A 20649-nucleotide genomic window follows, 5' to 3' on the forward strand; every position below is an offset into this window, starting at 1 on the left:
CGCCTACAGCCTTTCGAAGCCGCGGCGGAGCTCCCAGTCCGTGATGGCGGACTCAAAAGCTGCCAGTTCGACGTCGGCGTAGTTCACGTAGTGCCGCACCACTTCCTCACCGAAGACTTCCTTGGCGATCACGGAGTTGGCGAACAGATCCCGGGCTTCCCGCATCGTCGTCGGAACGGTGGGAGCGCCCGAAATGTAGGCGTTGCCGGTGGTTGCCGGTTCGAGTTCGAGCTCATTTTCGATTCCGTAAAGGCCGCCGGCAAGCATGGCCGACAGTGCCAAGTACGGGTTGACATCGCCACCCGGCAGCCGGTTTTCCAGCCGTGCGCTCTGCCCATGCCCCACGAGGCGCACGGAACAGGTGCGGTTGTCGAGGCCCCAGGCCACCGCCGTCGGAGCGAACGAGCCTTTGACGAACCGTTTGTAGGAGTTGATGTTGGGAGCGTAGAAGAGCGTGAATTCCCGCATCGTGGCAAGCACGCCGGCGATGAAGTGGTCGTAGGTCTTGGTGCGGGCGCCGGTGGCCTTGTCCCAGAAGACCAGCTCGTCGTCGAGCCCGCGAAGGGACAGGTGGATGTGGCAGGAATTGCCCTCACGCTCGTTGGGCTTGGCCATGAAGGTAATGGATTGGCCCATGTCATGGGCGATGTCCTTGGCCGCGGTCTTGTAGACGGAATGGTTGTCCGCCGTGGTGACCACCTCGTCGTACTTGAAGGCGATCTCGTGCTGGCCGAAGTTGCATTCACCCTTTGCGGACTCCACTGTCATGCCGGCCGCGTACATCTCGTTCCGGATCCGGCGAAGCAGGGGTTCAACACGGCCGGATCCCAGGAGCGAGTAGTCCACGTTGTATTGGTTGGCAGGCGTGAGGTGCTTGTAGTCCAGGTCCCACGCTTGCTCGTAGGAGTCGTTGTAGACCACAAACTCAAGCTCGGTTCCTGCAAGTGCCTTCCAACCGCGCTCAGCCGCCTTGGCCGTCTGGCGCTTGAGCATGGCGCGCGGTGAAACGGAGACCGGAGTGCCGTCGGTCGTGGACAGATCGCACTGGATCAGCGCACTCCCCTCGCGGTAGGGAAGGACACGGATGGTGTCCAAATCCATGTCGAAGAGCATGTCTCCATAGCCCTTTTCCCACGAGGAAATGTCATAGCCATCCACGGTGTTCATTTCGGTGTCAACGGCGAGGAGGTAATTGCAGCCCTCGGTGCCATGCTCCAGGACGGAATCCAGGAAGAATTGCGCGTGGAGGAGCTTGCCCTGGAGCCTGCCCTGCATGTCGGTGAAGCCGAGAATCACGGTGTCTATGGCGCCCTCGCCAATCTGCGCCTTGAGTTGCTCAACGGTGAGCATACGGTCATTGCGAGGGTGAACTGTGGTATCTACAGTTTTCGAAATGTCGTTCGGATTGTCGTTCATCGTGGTGCTCATTTCAGTAGTCCCTTGAGTAGTGCGGCGGTGGATTCGCAATGCAATTCCATGACGCTTCGGGCCGCTGCAGGCTCGCCGTCGAGGATGGCCTGCACTATCAATCGATGTTCTTGGTTTGAATGTTCGATGTTCCGTTGCAGGAAGGGGATTTCCGCCAGGAATTCGTGGATCTTGGTCTGGATGGTGGTGCTGGCTTTGTTCAGTTCGGACGACCCCGCAACAGCTGAAAAGGCCAGGTGAAGGCGGGCGTCCGCTTGCCTGTATTCCACCGGTGAACCCGCGTTTTCAACCTCGGCCAGGGAATCAATCAGGAGCTGGCGCTGATCCTCGCTGAGCCGCATCGAGGCCGCCCGCTGGCAGGCCCCGGGTTCAATCACGGAACGGAAGATGAGGATGTCGCTGATTTCCCCCTGCCGGTCCTTGTTGTCGAGGCGCTCCGGCGGCCGCGCGTTGCCAACCGGTTCCACGATGGTTCCGCCGCCCCTCCCCCGGACAGTCGTGACAAAGCCCGCTGCGCGCAACGCACTGATCGCTTCCCGCAGGGTGGCCCTGGAGACCTGCATGCGCTCGGCCAAGTCGCGCTCGGGCGGGAGGCGCTCGCCGGTTTTGAAGATCCCCAACTGGATTGCCGATCCCAAGTGCTCGACACACGATTCGAAGGCCATGTGTCCGCGTACGGGAAGCAAGACCGTCTCCAGCAGGGGGGATTCAATCGGTTCGGCGAACAACATGGTGGCCTTCCTTGTTGGGAGGCCACCGGCGGAGAACCGCCGGCGGCCCGCGAGTGTTGCTAGTTGAGCAGCTTATCCGCGTCGATCGTCAGGTGCTCCTGCTCGGCACTCGTCATGAACGTCCGACGCCCCGTGGTGTACCACAGCACGGTGGCAAGGAGGAAGACGACCACGACGGCGATCGGCGCGTAGTTGAAGGTGTCGATGGTGATATCTGCGACGGGCGGAAGAACGAAAAGAATCACAATGATGGCGACCCACACAATCGCTACCCAGTTGATGATGGGACTCCATTTCCCGAGGTGCCACGGGCCCGGTACGAAGTTCTTGTTGAGCCTGCGGAGCAACACCGGGGTGATGTACGCGATGTAGAGGCCAATGACGGCCACGCTCGTCACGGCAAAATACGCGGTTGTATTGAAAAGGGCGGGTGAAGCGAGCACAATCGCGCAGCCAACGCAGAGCCAGATTGAATTTGTCGGGGTGCCACTCCGGGCGTTGACTTTGGCCCAGATGCGGGAGCCTGGCAATGCATTGTCGCGGGAGAAAGCGTAGGTCATGCGTGAGTTGGCGGTCACTGACGCCATGCCGCAGAAGAACTGTGCTCCCACCACGATGGCGAGGAGGAACTTCGCTACGCCGGGGTTGCCCAGCGCATCCAGGAAAATCTGTGCGGGCGGCAAGCCGGTCGGCGTAGCGCCAAGGGTGGTCAGGCCGTCCTCTGAGCCGTTCGGGATCGCCGCGACGAGTGAGTAGAGCAGAATCCAGCCACCAATGATGGAGATGACGACGCTCATGACAATCCCCTTCGGGGCCGCAATGGCTGCGTTCTTGGTCTCTTCGGCAACGTGGGCCGAGGCATCGTAGCCGGTGTAGGTGTACTGCGACATGAGCAGGCCCATGAGGAAGACGTACGGCCCGAAGGTGAAGCCGGTTTCGTTGTGCCACGCGGTCATCGTCCAGTCGAAGGACTGGTGGCTCGTAGGCATGATCCACAGCGCCGCCACGATGATCGCGACGCCCACGATGTGCCACCAGGCCGAGACATTGGACAGGAAACTGACAATCTTGACGCCGAAACTGTTGAGCAGGGCGTGGATGACCATGAGGACGACGAACAGCGCGAACGTACCGCCAGGGGTGGGCTCGACGCCGAAAGTCAGGGCCGCGAAAGCCATCATTGTGGTGGCGCAGCCGAAGTCGATCGCAGCCGTGACGGCCACTTCACCGAGGAAGTTGAACCAGCCGACGTACCAGGCCCAGGCCCTCTTGTTACGTTTGGCGAGCCTGCCCGCCCAGAAATACAGGCCACCGGCTGTGGGGTACCGGGAGCAAACCTCGGCCATGGAAAGGGCCACGCACAGGACCAAGAGACCGACGATGGGCCAACCCAGGTTGATGGCAGCCGGGCCGCCGGACTTGAGCGCAATGCTGAAGGAGGTGATGCAGCCAGCCAAAATCGAAATGATGGAAAACGAGACTGCGAAGTTGGAGAAGCCGGACATGCCGCGATGTAGCTCTTGCTTGTAGCCAAGCTCGGCGAGGGCCGCAGCATCTGCGTCTTGCACAGCCTGCACCTTCGCTGCCGTAGAACGATCACTCATGATTATTCTCTTTCTAAACGGAAGGGGGGAACGGGCCGACACCGCTCGCATCGATAGTGACCCACTTCACACCAATCTGTCAATGGTCTGACTTCAGACCACAAACCAACCTTCTCGAAACGGTAAGCTGGAAGGCATGGTTTCTGAGGGTTCGAACGCCGACGGCACGTCACAAAACAGCACGTCACACAGCAGCACGGCACACAACGCCGCGCCACAGGACAGCGCCACCGCGGAACGCCGCGGGATCACGGTCCGCCGTGCGCCGAAGTTTGTTCCATTCATGGGACTGGGCGGGGTCCTCGGCATCATCGTCGCCGCATTCGTGGCCTACGGGATCCCGGGCGACGAGAGTTTCGACACCGGGGCGGTGTTCGGGTTCTTCCTTGTGAGCTTCGCCGCGGGCGGCGTGCTGCTGGGCGCCATCGCGGCCCTCGTCCTCGACAAGCTCAGCGTGCAGCGCTCCCGGCGTGCCGTCGTCGAGTCTGTACCCAACCCGACAGACGACGCCGAGGCATAGGATCCCGGTCACAATGTCGCGTGAGGGAAAGTACCACGCCAACATCATGCGACAATTGACCAGTGGCACGTGGCGACGGAAAACTTTCTCATGATCTTCTCCCCGACGAAAAAGGACCTCAGGACGCTTGTGGCGTCTTCGGGGTCTGGGCGCCGGGCGAAGAAGTAGCAAAACTCACCTATTACGGGCTGTATGCGTTGCAGCACCGCGGACAAGAATCGGCTGGTATTGCTACCAGTGACGGCAAACGCATCAATGTCTACAAGGACATGGGCCTCGTGTCCCAGGTCTTCGACGAGACAACCCTGAACACCCTCACCGGGCACCTTGCCGTCGGCCACTGCCGCTACTCCACCACCGGAGCAAGCCACTGGGCCAACGCACAGCCCACCTTGGGAGCAACGGCCACAGGCACTGTTGCCCTCGCGCACAACGGCAACCTGACCAACACCGCTGAGCTCCGGGAAATGATCCTCGAACTCAACGGCGGTCAGCTGACCGGAGAAATGAAGCAGGGCAACACCTCGGACACGGCCCTGGTCACCGCGCTCCTCGAAGGCGAAGAGGGCAAGACCCTCGAACAAACCGCGCTTGAACTGCTTCCCAAGATCCGGGGCGGCTTCTGCTTCGTGTTCATGGACGAAGGCACCCTCTACGCCGCCCGCGATACCTTCGGCATCCGCCCCTTGTGCCTTGGCCGCCTCGAGCGCGGCTGGGTTGTCGCCTCGGAGCAGTCCGCCCTCGCAACCGTCGGCGCGAGCTTCATCCGCGAGATCGAGCCCGGCGAGTTCATCGCCATTGACGAGAACGGCGTCCGTTCCCAGCGTTTCGCGGAAGCGACGCCGGCCGGTTGCGTATTCGAGTACGTCTACCTTGCGCGCCCCGACGCTGCGATTGCCGGGCGCTCCGTGTACGAGTCCCGCGTGGAGATGGGCCGCCAGCTGGCCCGCGAAAACACCCAGGTAGCGGACATCGTCATCCCGGTCCCCGAGTCCGGAACCCCGGCAGCGGTCGGCTACGCCGAGGAATCCGGCATCCCGTTCGCGCACGGCTTCGTCAAGAACTCCTACGTGGGCCGCACGTTCATCCAGCCCTCGCAGACCCTGCGCCAGCTCGGCATCCGGCTCAAGCTCAACGCCCTCGAATCCGTGATCCGCGGCAAGCGGGTGGTGGTGGTGGATGACTCGATCGTCCGCGGCAACACCCAGCGCGCCATCGTCAGGATGCTCCGCGAGGCCGGCGCCGCTGCCGTCCACGTCAAGATCTCCTCCCCGCCCGTCCAGTGGCCCTGCTTCTACGGCATCGACTTCGCGTCCCGCGCTGAACTGATCGCCAACGGTGCCACCATCGAGGAAATCTCCCAGGCCATCGGAGCCGATTCGCTGGCTTACATTTCCGAAGACGGCATGATCGGCGCCACCCAGCAGCCGCGCGAACGCCTCTGTACCGCCTGTTTCACCGGCCAGTACCCCATCGCACTTCCGGGTTCGGACAAACTAGGCAAGAACCTCCTGGAGCGCACCGACCTCGGCGGGCTGCCGACGTCGGGCATCTCCGCCGAAGCCGTAACCGCGGACTCGGACGACCCGGCCAACAAGCCCGGTGCCACGGGCTGTGATCCCGGACCCGACGCCGAGTTTGAGAACCTGCTGACCGACGCCGATAAGAAAGAGTCTGTATGACCTCCGCATCCTCCGCCGCTGAGAACACAACCGGCATCACCTACGCGTCCGCCGGCGTCGACGTCGAAGCGGGCGACCGCGCCGTCGAACTCATGAAGGACGCCGTCAAGGCGACCCACAACAGCTCGGTGCTCGGCGGCGTCGGCGGCTTCGCCGGCCTGTACGACGTCTCGAAGCTGCTCACGTACAAGAGGCCGCTGCTGGCCACGTCCACGGACGGCGTCGGCACTAAGGTTGCCATCGCCCAGGCCATGGACATCCACGACACCATCGGCTTCGACCTGGTCGGCATGGTGGTGGACGACATCGTGGTGGTGGGTGCAGAGCCGCTCTTCATGACCGACTACATCGCGTGCGGCAAGGTTGTCCCCGAGCGCATCGCGGACATCGTCCGCGGCATCGCCGCCGCTTGCTCCGTGGCGGGCACTGCTCTGGTGGGTGGCGAAACCGCTGAACACCCGGGCCTGCTAGGTGAGCACGAGTACGACGTCGCCGGTGCGGCTACCGGTGTTGTCGAAGCCGACGCCCTGCTTGGCCCGGACCGCGTCCGCGCCGGCGACGTCGTGATCGGCATGGCTTCCTCGGGCCTGCACTCCAACGGCTACTCCCTGGTCCGCCGCGTGATCAACCACGCCGGCTGGGCCCTGGACCGCCAGGTCTCCGAACTCGGCCGCACCCTGGGCGAAGAACTGCTGGAGCCCACCCGCGTCTACGCCGCCGACTGCCTGGACCTCGCCCGCGCGTTCCCGGTCAGCGGCCTGGCTACTGCGCCGGCCGTCCACGGCTTCAGCCACGTCACCGGCGGTGGCCTCGCAGCCAACCTGGCCCGCGTCCTGCCGCAGGGCCTCGTGGCCACGGTTGACCGCGCCACGTGGGAACTGCCGGCCATCTTCAAGCTGGTCTCCGAGCTCGGCAATGTGCCGCTGGCCGACCTTGAGCGCACGCTCAACCTCGGTGTCGGCATGGTGGCCATCGTGTCCCCCGAAATCGCCGACGCCGCCGTGGCCCGCCTCAACGAGCGCGGTTTGCCGTCGTGGATCATGGGTACCGTCGAAGCGGACTCCGACTCGATCATCAAGAGCGGCCCGGACTACGTCCAGGGCGCCAAGGGTGTCGACGGCGGGGCCGTGCGCCTCGTGAACGCCTACGCCTAAAGGTTCTTAAGCCAAAGAGTGCCCATTCAATTGCCGATCCGGCAGTTGGGTGGGCACTCGCTTTTGCTTAGGAGCTTTCGCCGGCCATCACGCTGAAGGCCGCTCCGGCAGGATCGCCGAGAACTGCCATGCGGCCGATGCCGGGCACATCGAAGGCAGGTGCGAAGACCTGGGCTCCGAGTTCAACAGCCTTCGCCACGGACTCGTTGACGTCAGCCACATTGAAGTAGGTCATCCAGAACGGCGGCATACCCTCCACGGGCTGCTTCATGGCGCCGGCCACGGACTTCCCGTCCACAACAAGCTGGGTGTATTCCTGCAGGTCGCCGGCCGCGGCCGTCTCGCTGGAGCACCCCGTCACGGATTCGTAGAACGCCACGGCCTTGGCGACGTCGTTTGTTTGCAGCTCGCTCCAGACCACCGTGCCCGGTTCATTGACCAACCCGGCGCCGTGGTGGTTTCCTGCCTCCCAAAAACCAATCTGAGCACCCGTCGGATCGGCGGCGAAGAACATCCGCCCGCTCCCGTTGGGGACACTGTCCGGCGGGAAGAGGATGTTGCCGCCTGCCGCCGTCGCGCGCTCAGCGGCCTCATCCACCGAATCGACGGCGAGGTAGTTGGCCCAGAAGGACGGCGCCCCGACCGCAGCCATGTCCGGCATCTGCTGCATCAGGCCCGCCACATAGCGGTCCTGCAGCTTGGCCATGTAGTAGGTCATGCCGTTGCCGGCATCCATCGCGTCCAATTCCCAGCCGAACAGATCACGGTAGAAGGCCTTGGAAGCCTCGATGTCCGACGACGACAGGTCCACCCAACACGGAGTTCCCTGCTTGTAGCTATCAACCTGCGGCATTGCTATCCCTTCGTTGAGTAGCCTTGAGCTTAGGCGTGAACTGCCCGGCCCGTGAAAGCGACCAAGCGCTCCAGGCTGGACGCCATCTCGGCGACTTCCTGGGCCGGGGCGAAGCTCCCGCTGGCGCGGACCTGCTCGCTGATGGTGTTCTGCGCGAGGACCTCGACGTAGTCGGTGAGCTCATCCGCCACCGACACCTCGAGGCCCAAGGCCTTGGAGAAGTCCCAAGCGTGCACCAGGAACTCGAGGTTGAGGATGGAGGCGACTATCGTGGCCGGCAGTTGTGCGAAGCCCATGTCGACCGTGCCTTCGAGCCCGCGGCGGTAGAAGGCTTCCAGCGTGGGCTGGGCGAGGTCGGCGATGCGCACCTCAGGCGACTTTCCGGCGTCGTCGGCTACTTCGGCGCCCAAGGCCTTGGCGATGTTGGCAATTGAGCCGGCAAGGTGGTCGAGCAACTGCGAGACGTTGAAATCGGCGCACGGAGTCTGGGTCCGCGCGTCGGCTTCCGTGACGCGCGCCAGCACTCGCTGCACGATGGCAAGCGTGGCGTCCGCGGAGGTGAGCTCATTGAGATCGGCAGGGGCAGCTGCCCATTCGTCGGCACCGGCGTCGCCCGTGGAGGCCTCGGCGAGGAGACGGTCGAGGTAGTGGTTCCAGCCCTCGGCGTGGCCTGCAAGAGCTTCCGGAGTCGGAAGGCCTTCGTGCACCAAGCGCACGGAGGTGCCGCCGTCGGCCGGCTCAAGGGTGATGGCTACCGTGGAGATGTTGTCCGCCGGCGCTTCGGGCTGCTCCCAGCCCCAGGTGAAGACGACGCGCTTGCCCGGCTCGATTTCGGTGAACGTTCCAGCCGCGTGGTGACCCGGGGTGATGGTCCAGCGGTACTCGCCGCCAACCTTCAGGTCGACGCGGGCGGCAACGGCCTGCCAGCGGCGGAGGCGTGCGGGCTGGGTGATGAGTTCGAACGCCTGGTCGACGTTGAGGGGAAGAAGAACGGTCTTGTCGTAAATCATGGTGATTCCTCTGTTGTTTGAAGGCGGTCGGTGGTGAAGTTTTGTGCGTCAGCGAGGAGCATGTCCAGCTCAGCGGTCCAGAACTGCTCAAAAAGCAGCCGGAGTTCCCTCATCCCGGCATTGTCCAAGCGGTAGAAGCGGTTGCGTCCCTCTTTGCGGGCAGCAACGAGGCCTACCTGCTCCAGCAACAACAAGTGCTGCGAGACGGCGGATCTGCTCACCGTGAATTCGCCGGCCAGCTCGGTCACGGTGCGCTCGCCCGCCGCAAGCAGGTGCAACAGACGCCGCCTATTCGGCTCCGCGGCAACTTCCAGTCGGTCGAGCATGATTAATACGTTAGCCATCACTAACGCATATTGTCAATCTTTTCCGAGAGCGCACTATCAACAACTACAGAACCGCGGACAAGAACGCCTTGGTCCGCTCGTGCTGCGGGTTGCCGATGACCTCTTCGGCGGGACCTTCCTCAATGATCCGGCCGCCGTGCATGAACACCACGCGGTCCGCCACGTCGCGGGCAAACCCCATTTCGTGCGTCACAACAATCATGGTCATTCCCGTCCGGGCCAGGTCCTTCATCACCCTGAGGACTTCGCCCACCAGCTCCGGATCCAGCGCCGACGTCGGCTCGTCAAACAGCATCAGCTTCGGCTGCATGCACAGGGCCCGGGCGATCGCCACCCGCTGCTGCTGCCCGCCCGAGAGGTGCCGCGGATAGGCCTCCGCCTTCTCCGACAGACCCACCTTCTCCAACAAATCCAACGCCCGACGGCGGACATCCGCCTTGCGCTGCTTGAGCACCCTGAGCGGGGCTTCCATGAGGTTCTCCAGCACAGTCATGTGCGGGAAGAGGTTGAAGTGCTGGAAGACCATCCCGATATCGGTGCGGTCCGCGCAGATTTCGTTGTGGGACTGTTCGTGGAGCTTGTCGCCTTTGATCCGGTAGCCCACGGCCCTGTCCGCTACCCACAACAGCCCGCCGTCGATCTTCTCCAGGTGGTTCACGCACCGCAGGAAGGTGCTCTTCCCGGAGCCCGAGGCTCCAATCAGGCAGACCACCTCGCCGCGTTGGACGTGGAGATCGATTCCCTTGAGGACCTCGTTGTCGCCGAAACTCTTGCGCACGCCTTCCGCGCGCACCAGCGGAAGCGCTTCCGGCGCCTTCCGGCTTTCCTTCGTCTCGATGGTCATGACTGGCCGCCCTTTCCTGAGCGTTGTTTTCCTGAACCCTGTTTTCCTGCGTCCTGCTTTCCGGTGCCCTGCGCGGAGTGGACCCTGAAGAATTTCCGCAACCGCTCGGCGGCGGTCGGCGGGACGGAACGGGACGTTCCTCGCGCGAAGTGCCGCTCCAGGTAGCCTTGGCCCACCGTGAACACCGTGGTGACGATGATGTACCAGATGCTGGCAACCAAGAGCAGGGGGACAACCTGGAGGTTCTTCGAGTAGATGATCTGGGCGGAGTACAGGAGCTCGGGGACAGCCAGGACACTGACCAGCGACGTCATCTTGAGCATGCCAATGAACTCGTTGCCCGTGGGCGGGATGATGACCCGCATGGCCTGGGGCAGGATCACCCTGGTGAGGGTCTGGATGCGGGACATGCCGAGGGCACCGGCCGCCTCGCCTTGGCCTTGGTCGATGGACTGGATTCCAGCCCGGACGATCTCCGACATGTAGGCGGCCTCGTTAAGGCCCAGGCCAAGGATCGCTGCGGCGAGGGGGGTGATGATTTGGTTGGCGTCCAAGCTGACGCCCGGGATACCAAAGGTGATCTCCGGGTACAGCGCCGACAAGTTGAACCAGAACAACAGCTGGACCAAGACGGGCGTGCCACGGAAGATCGTCACGTAGGCGCTTGCCGAGGCCTTGACCACGGGGTTTGCCGAAAGCTGCATGACCGCAAGCACCACGCCAAGCCCCACCCCGACAGCCATGCAGACAACCGTGAGGAACAGGGTGATGCCGATCCCATTGACGATGGCGACATCGCGGAAATACAGGGCAACCTTGTCCCAGCCGAAACGGGGATTGCTCACGGCGGAAACAAGCAGCAGGATCACGACGGCGCCTACCGCAATGCCAGCGACCCATCGCCAGGGGTGCCTGGCCGAAACCACAGTGAACTGGCCACGGTCTGTTGTTCCACTCTTGGGGACAGTGATCACGTTGCTCATTTCGCACCACTCTCGTCCACGGCATCAGCGCTGATGGTCACCGAGTCCGGGATTCCGTACTTCGCGTTGATCGCCTTGTACGTGTCGCCAGCGATCAGCGCCCTGACGGCCGCGACGATCGCCTTGGTCAGTGGCGAGCCCTTGGGCATGGCGATACCCACCGGCGTCGGTTCGAAGTCCTGGTTGCCGGCCAGCTCGAAAGCACCGCCGGAAAGCTTGCTTGCGTAGCCCATGCCAACAAGGCCTGAGAGGACGCTGTCCACGCGGCCGGAGATGAGTGCCAGGTTGGCTTCGTTCTGGGAGGGAAACAACTGGATGTCGATCGGCGCTTTGCCAGCGTCGACGCACTGCTTCGAAAACGCCGGAAGGGTCTCGATCCCTTGCGTGGTTCCCTTTTCGCCACCCACCTTCGTGCCGCACAGCTTCATCGCGTCGAGGGCCAGCTTCTTGGGGTTGCCGGCCTTGACGGCAAGGCCCGAGCCGCTGCTTTGGTAGGAGGCGAAATCGGCATTCAACTTGCGCTCGGCCGTGACGTTGAAACCCGAGATGCCTACGTCATACTTGTTCGAACTCACGCCCGGGAGGATGGTGTCGAAGGTCGCAGGAACCATCTTCACTTCGAGGCCCAAGGTCTCGCCGACGGCTCTCGCAAAATCCGCGTCCCAGCCGACAACCGTCTTGCTGTCAGCCGCGTAGAACTCATAAGGCGCGAAAGTGGGGTCGGTGCCAACCACTAGCATGCCTTTGGCCTTGACGTCCGGGGGCAAGAGATTCGCGGCGGACTGGTTGAACGGCGCCGCCGGAATCGCGGCGTCTTTACCGGGAATCGAACTGACCGCGGCTTCCTTGCCGGCGTCGAGTGAAGCCGTGGTGCAGCCGCTGAGCCCGACGGCGACGGCCAGCAGCAGGGCGCCTGTGGAGATGTAACTAGGACGGTTCATGATTGCCTTTCTCATAGCTTGTTCCGTGGTCAACGGCGATGTTGACCACGGTGGTGCCAACATTGACGAGGGCGGGATGCCGAACGATTGCGACCACCCCGTCAATGGGTGCAAAGAAGTCTTTTGGTGGACGCTCGAGTTCTTCCACTGAGTGAACGCGGGCCACGAGCTCTCCGGCCGCGACCTTCTGGCCAAGTTCGACCACCGGCTCGAGGATGCCTGCCATGGTGGAATGGACAGCGGACTGGGCAGTGAGTTCGACCCACTGGATCGGGGCTCCGGTCTCCGGAAGCCCGGCGTCCTTGAGCACGCCCCAGTGGCCAAGCAGCGAACGTAGCCCCTTCCGGGCCCTGTTGAGGATCGCCAGGGACACGGTTCCCCTGCCGCCGAGTTCGGTCGAGATCATCGGCACGCCCGCCTGATCGGCCGCGCCGCTGATGGAGCCCGCCTTGAGCATGGGTTTCACCGCGACGGAATAAGGGGCATTGAACGCGGCCACCGCCGCCGTCTTCTCAGCCCACAGCTCCGGCGTCGGTCCTTGGTAGACGAACGCGGACGGAACATACTCCGAGGCAATTCCACCGGAGTGGATGTCCATCACAAAGTCAGCCATGGGGATGAGTTCTTCGGCCACAATCGAGGCGATCTGCAGGGCCGGTCCGCCGTCGGCACGGCCCGGGAGGGCACGGTTCAGATTGACCCGGTCCACGCTGGAAACACGTCTTCCTTCGCGGACAGCAGCGATGTTGAGGGCAGGCAGGATCATCAACCTCCCGGTCACCTCATCCGGGTTCAAGGTGCGGATGAGTTCCTGGAGCAGGATCTGGCCTTCATATTCGTCGCCATGCGTACCGGCGATCAAGAGGACCGTGGGGCCGTCCCCACCGCTCAGGACCGCGATCGGCGAGGGGATGACAGCGGCGTCGTTCTCGTTGTCCGAGTGTTCGATCTCCAGGTAACCCAACTGCTTGCCGACGGCGGCAAAATCAATGCCGGGTATGCGTGGAATGTGCAGGCTCATAGGGCAACTTTCATCGGGGCTGGTAGGATTGGATTCACTGTATACAGTGAATCCTGTGATGTAAAGCACGTAGGATTGAGCAAGTTTTGATACCGAAAAGGGGATGAGGCGAATGGCCGCGCAAGCTGCCAAGGGGATGCGGCCACTGAGCGAGCACGTCTACGACAGGATCAGCAATGAGATCGTCAACGGCGTGGTCGAGCCTGGCGCTCCCCTGGTCCAGGAACAACTGGCCGAAGAATACGGCGTTTCCCGGACGCCCGTCCGTGACGCCCTGAACCGCTTGGTGCACGAAGGACTCGCCACTTTGGTCCCGGGCGCAGGGTATTTTGCGACGACGCTGACCCGCTCAGCTGTCGAGGAAGTCTACGAGGTGCGCAAGGCCCTTGAGATCATGGCCATCAGGCAGTGCGGGGCCAAGTACACAAACCTGCAGCTTGCCCGGCTTGAGCTGCTTATCGCCGAGGGCGCGGCAAGCGCTGACCCCGAGGAACTCTTTACCGCTACGCGGGCGTTCCATTTGGGCCTGGCGGCGCCTGCGCCCAACGGATTCCTGCTGAAAACGCTCGAATCCGTCTGGGACAACCCCGTTCAACGGCTCATCAGCCGCTCGTATCCCCTAGACGACGCCAAGCTTGAGCGCGTGGCGGATGCCCACCGGAAGATCCTGGCCGCAGCCCGCGCCAACGACCTCGAAACACTGATCCCCTTGCTGGATCTGTGCCACGAGAAGGACTGACCGGCAGAAGGAGACGAAAAAGGCCCGTAGCGCACGCCGATTATGGCGCGCCCTACGGGCTAGATCGTTTTGGGTGGCATCCGGGGATGCCAAATGACTTCGTGTACGACGGCGGTACGCAACTCGATGCCGAAAGGCACCTGATTGTTGCTACAGCTATCCGATGCGGCGGGTGTCTACCTCGTCGTCATCGTCTTCCAAGTCCTGTGCGTACTTGTCCTCGTAAGCCGAGTAGTCCGGCTCCGGCGGATCATCCGCGAATCGGCTCGTCGCACGACTTGATGGCCCGGTCAGCTCGCGCTGAAGGGCCGAATAGTCAGTGTTCGGGGAGTAGTACTTGATGTCCCGAGCCTGCTTGGTAGCTTTTGCCTTTTGACGGCCGCGCCCCATGGCGTGACCCCCTTTTGTACTTGGACCGGAGGTGGTCACCTTGGCTATCGGTGAGGCCCCGGAATGTTTGGTCAATTTGTCGTATGTCTAGATTACATGCTTTCTGGAGCAACTGCTTGCCACGACCTTCGCGAAAGCGGCGTCACAGTTCCACCTGGCAGCATCACCGTTCATTGGCATGGAAAACTTGGGTAGAGTCGCCCTAATATCGGGCCGCACGCATGAAAGGCGCAATCTCAGACATGGGCCAGGACAACACCATCCCGGGCAACAACGGTACAGGCGACAACGAGTCGCCGGTAGACGCTGGTTCCCCCCTGCGGAGCGCCCTGGACGCCATAACGCGGTATCGGCTCATCATTGGCGGAATTGTGCTGGCCGTGCTGATCCTCATCGGCGTAGTGATCTGGATCCTCGTCGGGGCCTTGGCCAACCGCCCGGCGGCCGCGCCCGTCCCGGCACCGTCCACGTCCACCAGCCGCGGCCCCCTCCCGGCTGACATCGAGGCAAGGGATTACCAACTGGGCGATTGCTTCGCCGATTTCGACTCCAATGCCACCAAGTCCAGGGCGGTGGACTGCACTACCGACCATTCGGCCCAGCTTGGCGCCATTTTCCGGTACAAGGCAGAGGACACCTTCCCCGGTGCCACTGCCTTGCGGGACAAAGGCCGCGAAATCTGCCGCGATGTGATGCTCAACGAGGCCTCCACCAAGTACGCACTCCTGCAGCAGAACGTGTACCCGAGCGCCACCAGCTGGGACAACGGCGACCGCCGCGTGGACTGCTTCATCGTGGTGAACTCGGGAAACACACTCAAGGAATCCGTGCTGCAGAAGTAGCTAGTCCTTCCGCCTCACCGTCAGGCCGCTACCCGCCGGAGCCCCGCCGTCGGGACCCGTCAAAGCTTCGAGCCCCTCGATGGTGAGTTCGTCGACGTCGGCCGCGGTGTCCACCATGACCGTGTCGCCGTCGGCGATCTGTCCGGCGAGGATCTCCTTGGCCAAGCGGTCGCCGATCTCGCGTTGAACCAGCCGGCGCAGCGGACGGGCACCGTAGGCCGGATCGTAACCGGACATCGCGAGCCAGGCCCGTGCGCCGTCGCTGACCTCAAGGGTGAGCCGACGGTCGTGCAGCCGCTTGGTCAGCTCGTCCACGTGCAGCTCGACGATCCTCGCGAGCTCGTCCACGGTGAGTGCATCAAACAGGACAATCTCATCGAGCCTATTGAGGAACTCGGGCTTGAAGGACGCGTTGACCACGGCCATGACCGCATTTCGCTTCGCCGTGGCGTCCAGGGTTGGATCCACGAGGAACTGGCTACCGTGGTTCGACGTCAGAACCAGGATGGTGTTCCGGAAGTCCACGGTGCGGCCCTGCCCGTCGGTGAGGCGACCGTCGTCGAGCACTTGCAGGAGGATGTCGAACACTTCCGGGTGGGCCTTCTCCACCTCGTCGAGCAGGATTACGGAGTACGGGCGACGGCGGACGGCTTCAGTGAGCTGGCCGCCTTCCTCGTAGCCCACGTACCCGGGAGGGGCGCCGACCAGCCGGGCCACGGAGTGCTTCTCCCCGTACTCGGACATGTCGATCCGCACCATGGCGCGTTCGTCGTCGAAAAGGAAATCGGCGAGTGCCTTGGCGAGCTCGGTCTTACCGACGCCGGTGGGGCCAAGGAACAGGAACGAACCCGTGGGTCGGTTGGGGTCGCTGATGCCCGCACGGGCGCGGCGGACGGCATCTGAGACGGCGGCCACGGCCTTGGACTGGCCGATCAGCCGCTTTCCGATCTCCTCTTCCATGTGCAGCAGCTTCTGGGATTCGCCCTGCAGCATGCGGCCGGCGGGGATGCCCGTCCAGGCCGAAATAACCTCGGCGATATCGTCCGCCGTGACTTCGTCCGCGACCATCAGGGCGGGCTTCGCTTCACCCCGCGCTTCCCGGGCGGACTCTTCCTCGGCTGCTGCGCTGAGCTCGCGCTCCAACGCGGGCAGTTCGCCGTAGAGAATACGCGAGGCAGCCTCAAGGTCGCCCTCGCGCTGGTACTTTTCGGCGGCCGAGCGCAATTCGTCGATCTTCGCCTTGAGGTCGCCAACACGGTTGAGCCCGGCCTTCTCGGATTCCCAACGGGCGTTCAGCGCCCCCAGGGCTTCCTTCTTGTCCGCCTTGTCCGCGCGGAGCGCAGCGAGGCGTTCGATGGAGGCCGCATCAGTCTCGCGCTCGAGGGCCAATTCCTCCATCGTCAGACGGTCCACGGCACGGCGAAGCTGGTCGATTTCCTCGGGAGCCGAGTCGATTTCCATGCGCAGCCGTGACGCAGCCTCGTCCACGAGGTCGATCGCCTTGTCCGGCAACTGGCGGCCCGAGATGTAGCGGTTGGAGAGCGTGGCGGCGGCTACCAAGGCGGAATCTGCGATGGCTACCTTGTGGTGGGCCTCGTAGCGTTCCTTGAGGCCGCGGAGGATACCGATGGTGTCCTCCACGCTCGGCTCGCCGACGTAGACCTGCTGGAAGCGGCGTTCCAGGGCAGGGTCCTTCTCGACATTCTCGCGGTACTCGTCCAGGGTGGTGGCCCCGATGAGCCGCAGCTCGCCGCGGGCCAGCATCGGCTTGAGCATGTTGCCCGCATCCATGGCGCTTTCACCGGTGGCACCGGCACCCACCACCGTGTGGATTTCGTCGATGAAGGTGACGATCTGCCCGTTGGAGTTCTTGATCTCCTCCAGCACGGCCTTGAGCCGTTCCTCGAATTCGCCGCGGTACTTCGCGCCGGCCACCATGGACGCGAGGTCCAGCGCGATCAGGGTCTTGCCCCGCAGGCTTTCCGGGACGTCGCCGGCCACCATGCGCTGGGCGAGCCCTTCGACGACGGCGGTCTTGCCGACACCGGGTTCCCCGATGAGTACGGGGTTGTTCTTGGTGCGCCGGCTCAGGACCTGGACGACTCGCCGGATTTCGCTGTCCCGACCGATCACGGGATCCAGCTTGCCGGAGCGAGCGACGGCTGTGAGGTCCATGCCGTATTTCTCGAGCGCCTGGAAGGTGTTTTCCGGGTCTTGCGAGGTGACTTTCCGGTCGCCGCGGACACCCGGCAGGGCGGCGAGGAGCGCTTCATGGGAGGCACCGGCGTCGCGCAGTAGCTTCCCCACGGCATCGCTACCGGCAGAGAGCCCCAAGAGGAGGTGCTCTGTGGACACGAAGGAGTCTCCGAGTTTCTCGGACTCGTTCTGGGCGGCCTGGATGGCCTGCATGGAAGGACGCGAAAGCTGCGCTTGCTGCACGGAACTGCCCGACGACGACGGCAGGGCCTTGATGGCCGAACTCGCCTGCACGCTCACGGCATCCGGGTCCGCTCCAGTAGCGCGCAAAAGTGCTACCGCGACGCCCTCGCGCTGGTCCATGAGCGCTTTGAGCAAGTGGGCTGGCTCCAGCTGCGGATTTCCGGCGGTGGAGGCGTTCATGGCCGCCGCGGAAAGAGCCTCCTGGCTCTTGGTGGTGAATTTGACGTCCATGGAAGAGCTCCTCTCGGGAAAGACGACTATTTCTCAAAGTTGAGTCTACTATGCTCAACTTTGGCGAATCATCCCTCCTGCTCCATGTTTGCCGACGGCGAAACTGCTGTCCATAGCCTTCTCCGCTTACCTTGAAAAGCCCCTCGCTGTTTGCGATCCCTAACCCTAGGATCAGGTGTGACCGGGTGGAACACCGCCTGGCGAGCATGAGGAAAAGGACACGTAATGAAGAAGTTCGTAGTTCTCTACAATGCACCGCAATCGGCGGAATCGATGATGGCTGACAGCACCCCTGAGGCAGCAGCCGAAGGCATGAAGCTGTGGATGGACTGGGCCGCGAAGGCTGGCGATGGGCTTGCCGATCTTGGCACACCCCTCGGTGGCGGCAAGGTGGTCGGGAACTCTGGAGTGTCCGATGCAGAGACCGGCGTGGGCGGTTACAGCGTCCTGCAGGCAGAGGACATGGACGGAGCCCTGAAGCTCCTCGAAGGCCACCCGCATTTCCTCATGGCACCCGAAGCCTCGATCACCGTCTACGAAGCGCTCGACATCCCAGGCATGTAAAGCTGCACCCGCCGTCGAAATCGTGGGTCCGGGCCGCGCGCTGCGTGCCGGAACACAGCACGCGGCCCGCACCCACTCTCGACAAAGCGCCGTACGATATGCACATGGCACCCTTCACAGTCACTCGCAACGCACTGATCCCCGCCGCCCCCTCCGACATCTTCCCCTTCGTCAACAACTTCCACGAGTGGACCAAATGGTCTCCGTGGGAGGCCGTTGACCCCCAGCTGAGCCGCAGCTACTCGGGCAACGAGTCCGGCGTCGGAGCAAAGTATGCCTGGAGCGGCAACAACAAGGCCGGCACCGGAACCATGGAAATCGTCGGCTCGGAGGAGCCCGGCAAGATCGACATCCGCCTCGAATTCACCAAGCCCATGAAGGCCGTCAACCCTACAGGGTTCACGTTCGTGCCCGAAGGGGACGGCACCCGCGTCACCTGGACGATGACCGGTGAGAACAAGGGCCTCGGCAAAATCTTCGCGTTGTTCTTCAACATGGAGAAGATGGTGGGCGGCGACTTCGAAAAGGGCCTGACCGCACTCTCCGCGGTAGCCACCCGGAAAAACTCCTAGTTCCCTGGCGCTGGCCATGGCCGTCTACGTTGATCCGCCGCTGTGGCCCGCGCACGGGACCGTGTTTTCCCACCTCGTCTCGGACACATCGCTCGAGGAGCTGCATGCCTTCGCTGAGGCCGCGGGAATTCCCGAGCGCGCCTTCGACGGCGACCACTACGACGTCCCGGAACGCCGCTACCAGGATCTCCTCTCGGCAGGCGCCATCCCCGTGGAGGCCCGAATTTTGGTGCGGAAACTGATTGCGAGCGGCTTGCGGATCCCCGCCCGCCAACGCAGCAAGGCGCTCACCGTGCCCTTGCTGGAGCGCTGGAATTCGACACTTCCGGGACACGAGGAGCTGGGTTTTGAGCTCCTCGAACGCTGGGGCGAGGACCATCGGAAGTACCACAGCCGCACGCATTTGCTGGCGGTCCTGGAAGCCTTGGACCTCCTCAGCGAACCCGCTCTGCCTGCGCGCTCAGTGACGTTGGCCGCGTGGTTCCATGACGCCGTCTACGAGGGAATCGCCGGGCAGGACGAAGAGCAATCGGCCATGCTGGCCGAGGACCGACTGGCCGTTGCGGGGCTCCCCGGGCCCGTGATCGACGACGTTGCCCGGCTGGTCAGGCTGACCTCCACCCACAGCCCCGAACCGGGAGACCAGGCCGGCGCCCTCTTGTGCGACGCCGATCTCTCCATCCTCGGAGCGGAACCAGCGACTTACGCCCGCTACCTGGCTGCTGTCCGCGAGGACTACGCCCACGTCAGCGATGCCGACTTCGCTGCCGGCCGGGCCGCCGTCGTCCGCCAACTGCTCGCCCTGGATCCGCTCTTCCACAGCGAACGCGCGAAAAGCCTGTGGCTGGATGCCGCCCGCCGCAACCTGGAGGCCGAACTGTCATGACCATGGCGGGGACGGTGCACCGGCAGCTTCCGTTCAGGGTGAGGTTTGAATGGCGGCTCGACGGCGCCCGTTCGGTTGCGTCCGGAGTGGACCTCGCCGTCGTGGTCGACGTCCTCACCTTCACTACCTGCGTCAGCGTCGCCGTCGATCGGGGGGCCATGGTGTTCCCGTACCCGTGGAAGGACGCCGGGGCCGAGGATTTCGCCGCCCACCATGATGCCCAGCTGGCTGGTCCACGCGGTGGCGGCGGACTGAGCCTCTCGCCGTCGAGCCTGCGGGAGGCGCGCCCGTTGGGCCGGGTCGTGCTGCCTTCACCCAACGGCTCTTCGATCGCGCATGAGCTCGCCCCGGAAGTCCCGCTCATCGCGGCCGTGTCACTTCGCAACGCAGCCGCCACCGCGGATTGGGTGGCGGCCGAACTCCCTCCGGACGCAGTGGTGGCGGTGATCGCGGCCGGGGAGCTATGGCCCGGCGGTTCGCTCCGGCCCGCAGTGGAGGATCAGATCGGAGCCGGCGCGTTCATTGCCGGGCTCGCTGCCGCAGGCTGGGGCGGCTTCACGCCGGAGGATGGCAGGGAAGGTTTCGCGCCGGAGGCAAATGCCGCGATGGCCGTGTTCAACGCCGCCGAACCCCGGCTCCATGACGCTCTGCGAGGCTGCTCAAGCGGCCGTGAGTTGATAGGCGCAGGGTACGCGGACGACGTCGAGATCGCCGCCGAACTTGACGCCGGGACTGCTGTGGCCCTCTTGAGGGACGGCGCGTTCCGACGTCCTTGAGTTCGCTTCGGCGCAGTTCCATTGAGGTCTTGCGCATCCACTACTTAGCGGTACTATGTACTAGTAGCTAGTAACACTGAGTAGTGAAAGGG

The 20649-nt window shown here is 63.6% G+C and carries 21 protein-coding genes; 9 read left to right on the forward strand and 12 right to left on the reverse strand.

The genetic code is table 11. The features are described 5' to 3' along the window. Positions 1-3: 3 nt before the first annotated feature. The 3 genes from AC1DJW_RS10890 to AC1DJW_RS10900 are packed head-to-tail and all read right to left on the reverse strand — an operon-like array spanning position 4 to position 3763. Positions 4-1428: a glutamine synthetase family protein gene (locus AC1DJW_RS10890; RefSeq protein ID WP_476901414.1), complete on the reverse strand. Its 1425-nt coding sequence runs from the start codon at positions 1426-1428 to the stop codon at positions 4-6. Next, positions 1425-2159, reverse strand: coding sequence for a FadR/GntR family transcriptional regulator (locus AC1DJW_RS10895; RefSeq protein ID WP_284752949.1), 735 nt, complete (start codon positions 2157-2159; stop codon positions 1425-1427). Before AC1DJW_RS10895 ends, AC1DJW_RS10890 begins: the two co-directional genes overlap by 4 nt. Before the next feature lie 59 nt (positions 2160-2218). Beyond that, positions 2219-3763: an amino acid permease gene (locus AC1DJW_RS10900; protein WP_459342090.1), complete on the reverse strand. Its 1545-nt coding sequence runs from the start codon at positions 3761-3763 to the stop codon at positions 2219-2221. A gap of 136 nt (positions 3764-3899) precedes the next feature. Here AC1DJW_RS10900 and AC1DJW_RS10905 point away from each other — a divergent pair, with 136 nt between their 5' ends. From AC1DJW_RS10905 to purM, 3 genes are all read left to right on the forward strand, one after another. After that, a complete protein-coding gene (locus AC1DJW_RS10905) occupies positions 3900-4283 on the forward strand; it encodes a hypothetical protein (RefSeq protein WP_284752947.1) in 384 nt (127 codons plus the stop codon). Between the two features lie 62 nt (positions 4284-4345). Beyond that, the gene (gene purF / locus AC1DJW_RS10910) at positions 4346-5965 is read left to right on the forward strand and encodes an amidophosphoribosyltransferase (RefSeq protein WP_284752946.1); all 1620 of its coding nucleotides are present in this window, start codon (positions 4346-4348) and stop codon (positions 5963-5965) included. Then, positions 5962-7119 (forward strand): phosphoribosylformylglycinamidine cyclo-ligase, encoded by a 1158-nt coding sequence (gene purM / locus AC1DJW_RS10915; RefSeq protein ID WP_390280114.1) that lies wholly within the window; start codon positions 5962-5964, stop codon positions 7117-7119. Before purF ends, purM begins: the two co-directional genes overlap by 4 nt. 67 nt (positions 7120-7186) lie before the next feature. Here the strand turns inward: purM and AC1DJW_RS10920 are convergent, their stop codons facing one another. The 7 genes from AC1DJW_RS10920 to AC1DJW_RS10950 form a co-directional block, all read right to left on the reverse strand. Next, complete coding sequence (locus tag AC1DJW_RS10920; protein WP_476901415.1) at positions 7187-7972, reverse strand: VOC family protein; 786 nt, start codon at positions 7970-7972, stop codon at positions 7187-7189. 29 nt (positions 7973-8001) lie between these two features. Next, positions 8002-8982, reverse strand: a complete 981-nt coding sequence (locus AC1DJW_RS10925) for a TIGR03086 family metal-binding protein (RefSeq protein ID WP_476901416.1) — start codon at positions 8980-8982, stop codon at positions 8002-8004. Next, positions 8979-9308 carry an ArsR/SmtB family transcription factor gene (locus tag AC1DJW_RS10930; RefSeq protein ID WP_390280108.1) on the reverse strand — a complete coding sequence of 110 codons (330 nt, stop codon included), beginning with the start codon at positions 9306-9308 and terminating at the stop codon, positions 8979-8981. The genes AC1DJW_RS10925 and AC1DJW_RS10930 overlap by 4 nt, the downstream gene beginning before the upstream one ends. 64 nt (positions 9309-9372) lie before the next feature. Next, positions 9373-10173, reverse strand: a complete 801-nt coding sequence (locus AC1DJW_RS10935) for an amino acid ABC transporter ATP-binding protein (RefSeq protein WP_476901417.1) — start codon at positions 10171-10173, stop codon at positions 9373-9375. Then, positions 10170-11156, reverse strand: coding sequence for an amino acid ABC transporter permease (locus AC1DJW_RS10940; protein WP_476901418.1), 987 nt, complete (start codon positions 11154-11156; stop codon positions 10170-10172). The genes AC1DJW_RS10935 and AC1DJW_RS10940 overlap by 4 nt, the downstream gene beginning before the upstream one ends. Further along, entirely contained in the window at positions 11153-12097 is a 945-nt protein-coding gene (locus AC1DJW_RS10945) for an ABC transporter substrate-binding protein (protein ID WP_476901419.1), read from the reverse strand. Before AC1DJW_RS10945 ends, AC1DJW_RS10940 begins: the two co-directional genes overlap by 4 nt. After that, the gene (locus tag AC1DJW_RS10950; RefSeq protein ID WP_476901420.1) at positions 12084-13118 is read right to left on the reverse strand and encodes a succinylglutamate desuccinylase/aspartoacylase family protein; all 1035 of its coding nucleotides are present in this window, start codon (positions 13116-13118) and stop codon (positions 12084-12086) included. Before AC1DJW_RS10950 ends, AC1DJW_RS10945 begins: the two co-directional genes overlap by 14 nt. 112 nt (positions 13119-13230) lie before the next feature. On the opposite strand from AC1DJW_RS10950, the gene AC1DJW_RS10955 reads away from it, so the two are divergent. Continuing rightward, entirely contained in the window at positions 13231-13857 is a 627-nt protein-coding gene (locus AC1DJW_RS10955) for a GntR family transcriptional regulator (RefSeq protein WP_284752937.1), read from the forward strand. 156 nt (positions 13858-14013) lie between these two features. Here AC1DJW_RS10955 and AC1DJW_RS10960 read toward each other — a convergent pair whose 3' ends face one another. Beyond that, entirely contained in the window at positions 14014-14247 is a 234-nt protein-coding gene (locus AC1DJW_RS10960; protein ID WP_028265518.1) for a DUF3073 domain-containing protein, read from the reverse strand. 221 nt (positions 14248-14468) lie between these two features. Here AC1DJW_RS10960 and AC1DJW_RS10965 point away from each other — a divergent pair, with 221 nt between their 5' ends. After that, positions 14469-15089, forward strand: a complete 621-nt coding sequence (locus AC1DJW_RS10965) for a septum formation family protein (protein ID WP_476901421.1) — start codon at positions 14469-14471, stop codon at positions 15087-15089. Here AC1DJW_RS10965 and clpB read toward each other — a convergent pair whose 3' ends face one another. Beyond that, complete coding sequence (gene clpB / locus AC1DJW_RS10970) at positions 15090-17759, reverse strand: ATP-dependent chaperone ClpB (RefSeq protein ID WP_459342081.1); 2670 nt, start codon at positions 17757-17759, stop codon at positions 15090-15092. 225 nt (positions 17760-17984) lie between these two features. Between clpB and AC1DJW_RS10975 the strand changes: the two genes are divergently transcribed. From AC1DJW_RS10975 to AC1DJW_RS10990, 4 genes are all read left to right on the forward strand, one after another. Next, a complete protein-coding gene (locus AC1DJW_RS10975; RefSeq protein ID WP_284752934.1) occupies positions 17985-18323 on the forward strand; it encodes a YciI family protein in 339 nt (112 codons plus the stop codon). Positions 18324-18427: 104 nt separating this feature from the next. Beyond that, positions 18428-18895 carry an SRPBCC family protein gene (locus AC1DJW_RS10980; RefSeq protein WP_459342079.1) on the forward strand — a complete coding sequence of 156 codons (468 nt, stop codon included), beginning with the start codon at positions 18428-18430 and terminating at the stop codon, positions 18893-18895. 16 nt (positions 18896-18911) lie between these two features. Further along, complete coding sequence (locus AC1DJW_RS10985) at positions 18912-19781, forward strand: DUF4031 domain-containing protein (RefSeq protein ID WP_459342078.1); 870 nt, start codon at positions 18912-18914, stop codon at positions 19779-19781. Continuing rightward, the gene (locus AC1DJW_RS10990) at positions 19778-20557 is read left to right on the forward strand and encodes a 2-phosphosulfolactate phosphatase (RefSeq protein WP_476901422.1); all 780 of its coding nucleotides are present in this window, start codon (positions 19778-19780) and stop codon (positions 20555-20557) included. The genes AC1DJW_RS10985 and AC1DJW_RS10990 overlap by 4 nt, the downstream gene beginning before the upstream one ends. Positions 20558-20649 lie beyond the last annotated feature (92 nt).

The organism is Arthrobacter sp. 05L417 (assembly GCF_056397865.1).

What these genes read in the sequence shown, in the direction of transcription:
- AC1DJW_RS10890 (WP_476901414.1), bottom strand. Translation starts at nt 1,428, where the DNA reads ATGAGCACCACGATGAACGACAATCCGAACGACATTTCGAAAACTGTA.
- AC1DJW_RS10895 (WP_284752949.1), bottom strand. Translation starts at nt 2,159, where the DNA reads ATGTTGTTCGCCGAACCGATTGAATCCCCCCTGCTGGAGACGGTCTTG.
- AC1DJW_RS10900 (WP_459342090.1), bottom strand. Translation starts at nt 3,763, where the DNA reads ATGAGTGATCGTTCTACGGCAGCGAAGGTGCAGGCTGTGCAAGACGCA.
- AC1DJW_RS10905 (WP_284752947.1), top strand. Translation starts at nt 3,900, where the DNA reads ATGGTTTCTGAGGGTTCGAACGCCGACGGCACGTCACAAAACAGCACG.
- purM (WP_390280114.1), top strand. Translation starts at nt 5,962, where the DNA reads ATGACCTCCGCATCCTCCGCCGCTGAGAACACAACCGGCATCACCTAC.
- AC1DJW_RS10920 (WP_476901415.1), bottom strand. Translation starts at nt 7,972, where the DNA reads ATGCCGCAGGTTGATAGCTACAAGCAGGGAACTCCGTGTTGGGTGGAC.
- AC1DJW_RS10925 (WP_476901416.1), bottom strand. Translation starts at nt 8,982, where the DNA reads ATGATTTACGACAAGACCGTTCTTCTTCCCCTCAACGTCGACCAGGCG.
- AC1DJW_RS10930 (WP_390280108.1), bottom strand. Translation starts at nt 9,308, where the DNA reads ATGCTCGACCGACTGGAAGTTGCCGCGGAGCCGAATAGGCGGCGTCTG.
- AC1DJW_RS10935 (WP_476901417.1), bottom strand. Translation starts at nt 10,173, where the DNA reads ATGACCATCGAGACGAAGGAAAGCCGGAAGGCGCCGGAAGCGCTTCCG.
- AC1DJW_RS10940 (WP_476901418.1), bottom strand. Translation starts at nt 11,156, where the DNA reads ATGAGCAACGTGATCACTGTCCCCAAGAGTGGAACAACAGACCGTGGC.
- AC1DJW_RS10945 (WP_476901419.1), bottom strand. Translation starts at nt 12,097, where the DNA reads ATGAACCGTCCTAGTTACATCTCCACAGGCGCCCTGCTGCTGGCCGTC.
- AC1DJW_RS10950 (WP_476901420.1), bottom strand. Translation starts at nt 13,118, where the DNA reads ATGAGCCTGCACATTCCACGCATACCCGGCATTGATTTTGCCGCCGTC.
- AC1DJW_RS10955 (WP_284752937.1), top strand. Translation starts at nt 13,231, where the DNA reads ATGGCCGCGCAAGCTGCCAAGGGGATGCGGCCACTGAGCGAGCACGTC.
- AC1DJW_RS10960 (WP_028265518.1), bottom strand. Translation starts at nt 14,247, where the DNA reads ATGGGGCGCGGCCGTCAAAAGGCAAAAGCTACCAAGCAGGCTCGGGAC.
- AC1DJW_RS10965 (WP_476901421.1), top strand. Translation starts at nt 14,469, where the DNA reads ATGAAAGGCGCAATCTCAGACATGGGCCAGGACAACACCATCCCGGGC.
- clpB (WP_459342081.1), bottom strand. Translation starts at nt 17,759, where the DNA reads ATGGACGTCAAATTCACCACCAAGAGCCAGGAGGCTCTTTCCGCGGCG.
- AC1DJW_RS10975 (WP_284752934.1), top strand. Translation starts at nt 17,985, where the DNA reads ATGAAGAAGTTCGTAGTTCTCTACAATGCACCGCAATCGGCGGAATCG.
- AC1DJW_RS10980 (WP_459342079.1), top strand. Translation starts at nt 18,428, where the DNA reads ATGGCACCCTTCACAGTCACTCGCAACGCACTGATCCCCGCCGCCCCC.
- AC1DJW_RS10985 (WP_459342078.1), top strand. Translation starts at nt 18,912, where the DNA reads ATGGCCGTCTACGTTGATCCGCCGCTGTGGCCCGCGCACGGGACCGTG.
- AC1DJW_RS10990 (WP_476901422.1), top strand. Translation starts at nt 19,778, where the DNA reads ATGACCATGGCGGGGACGGTGCACCGGCAGCTTCCGTTCAGGGTGAGG.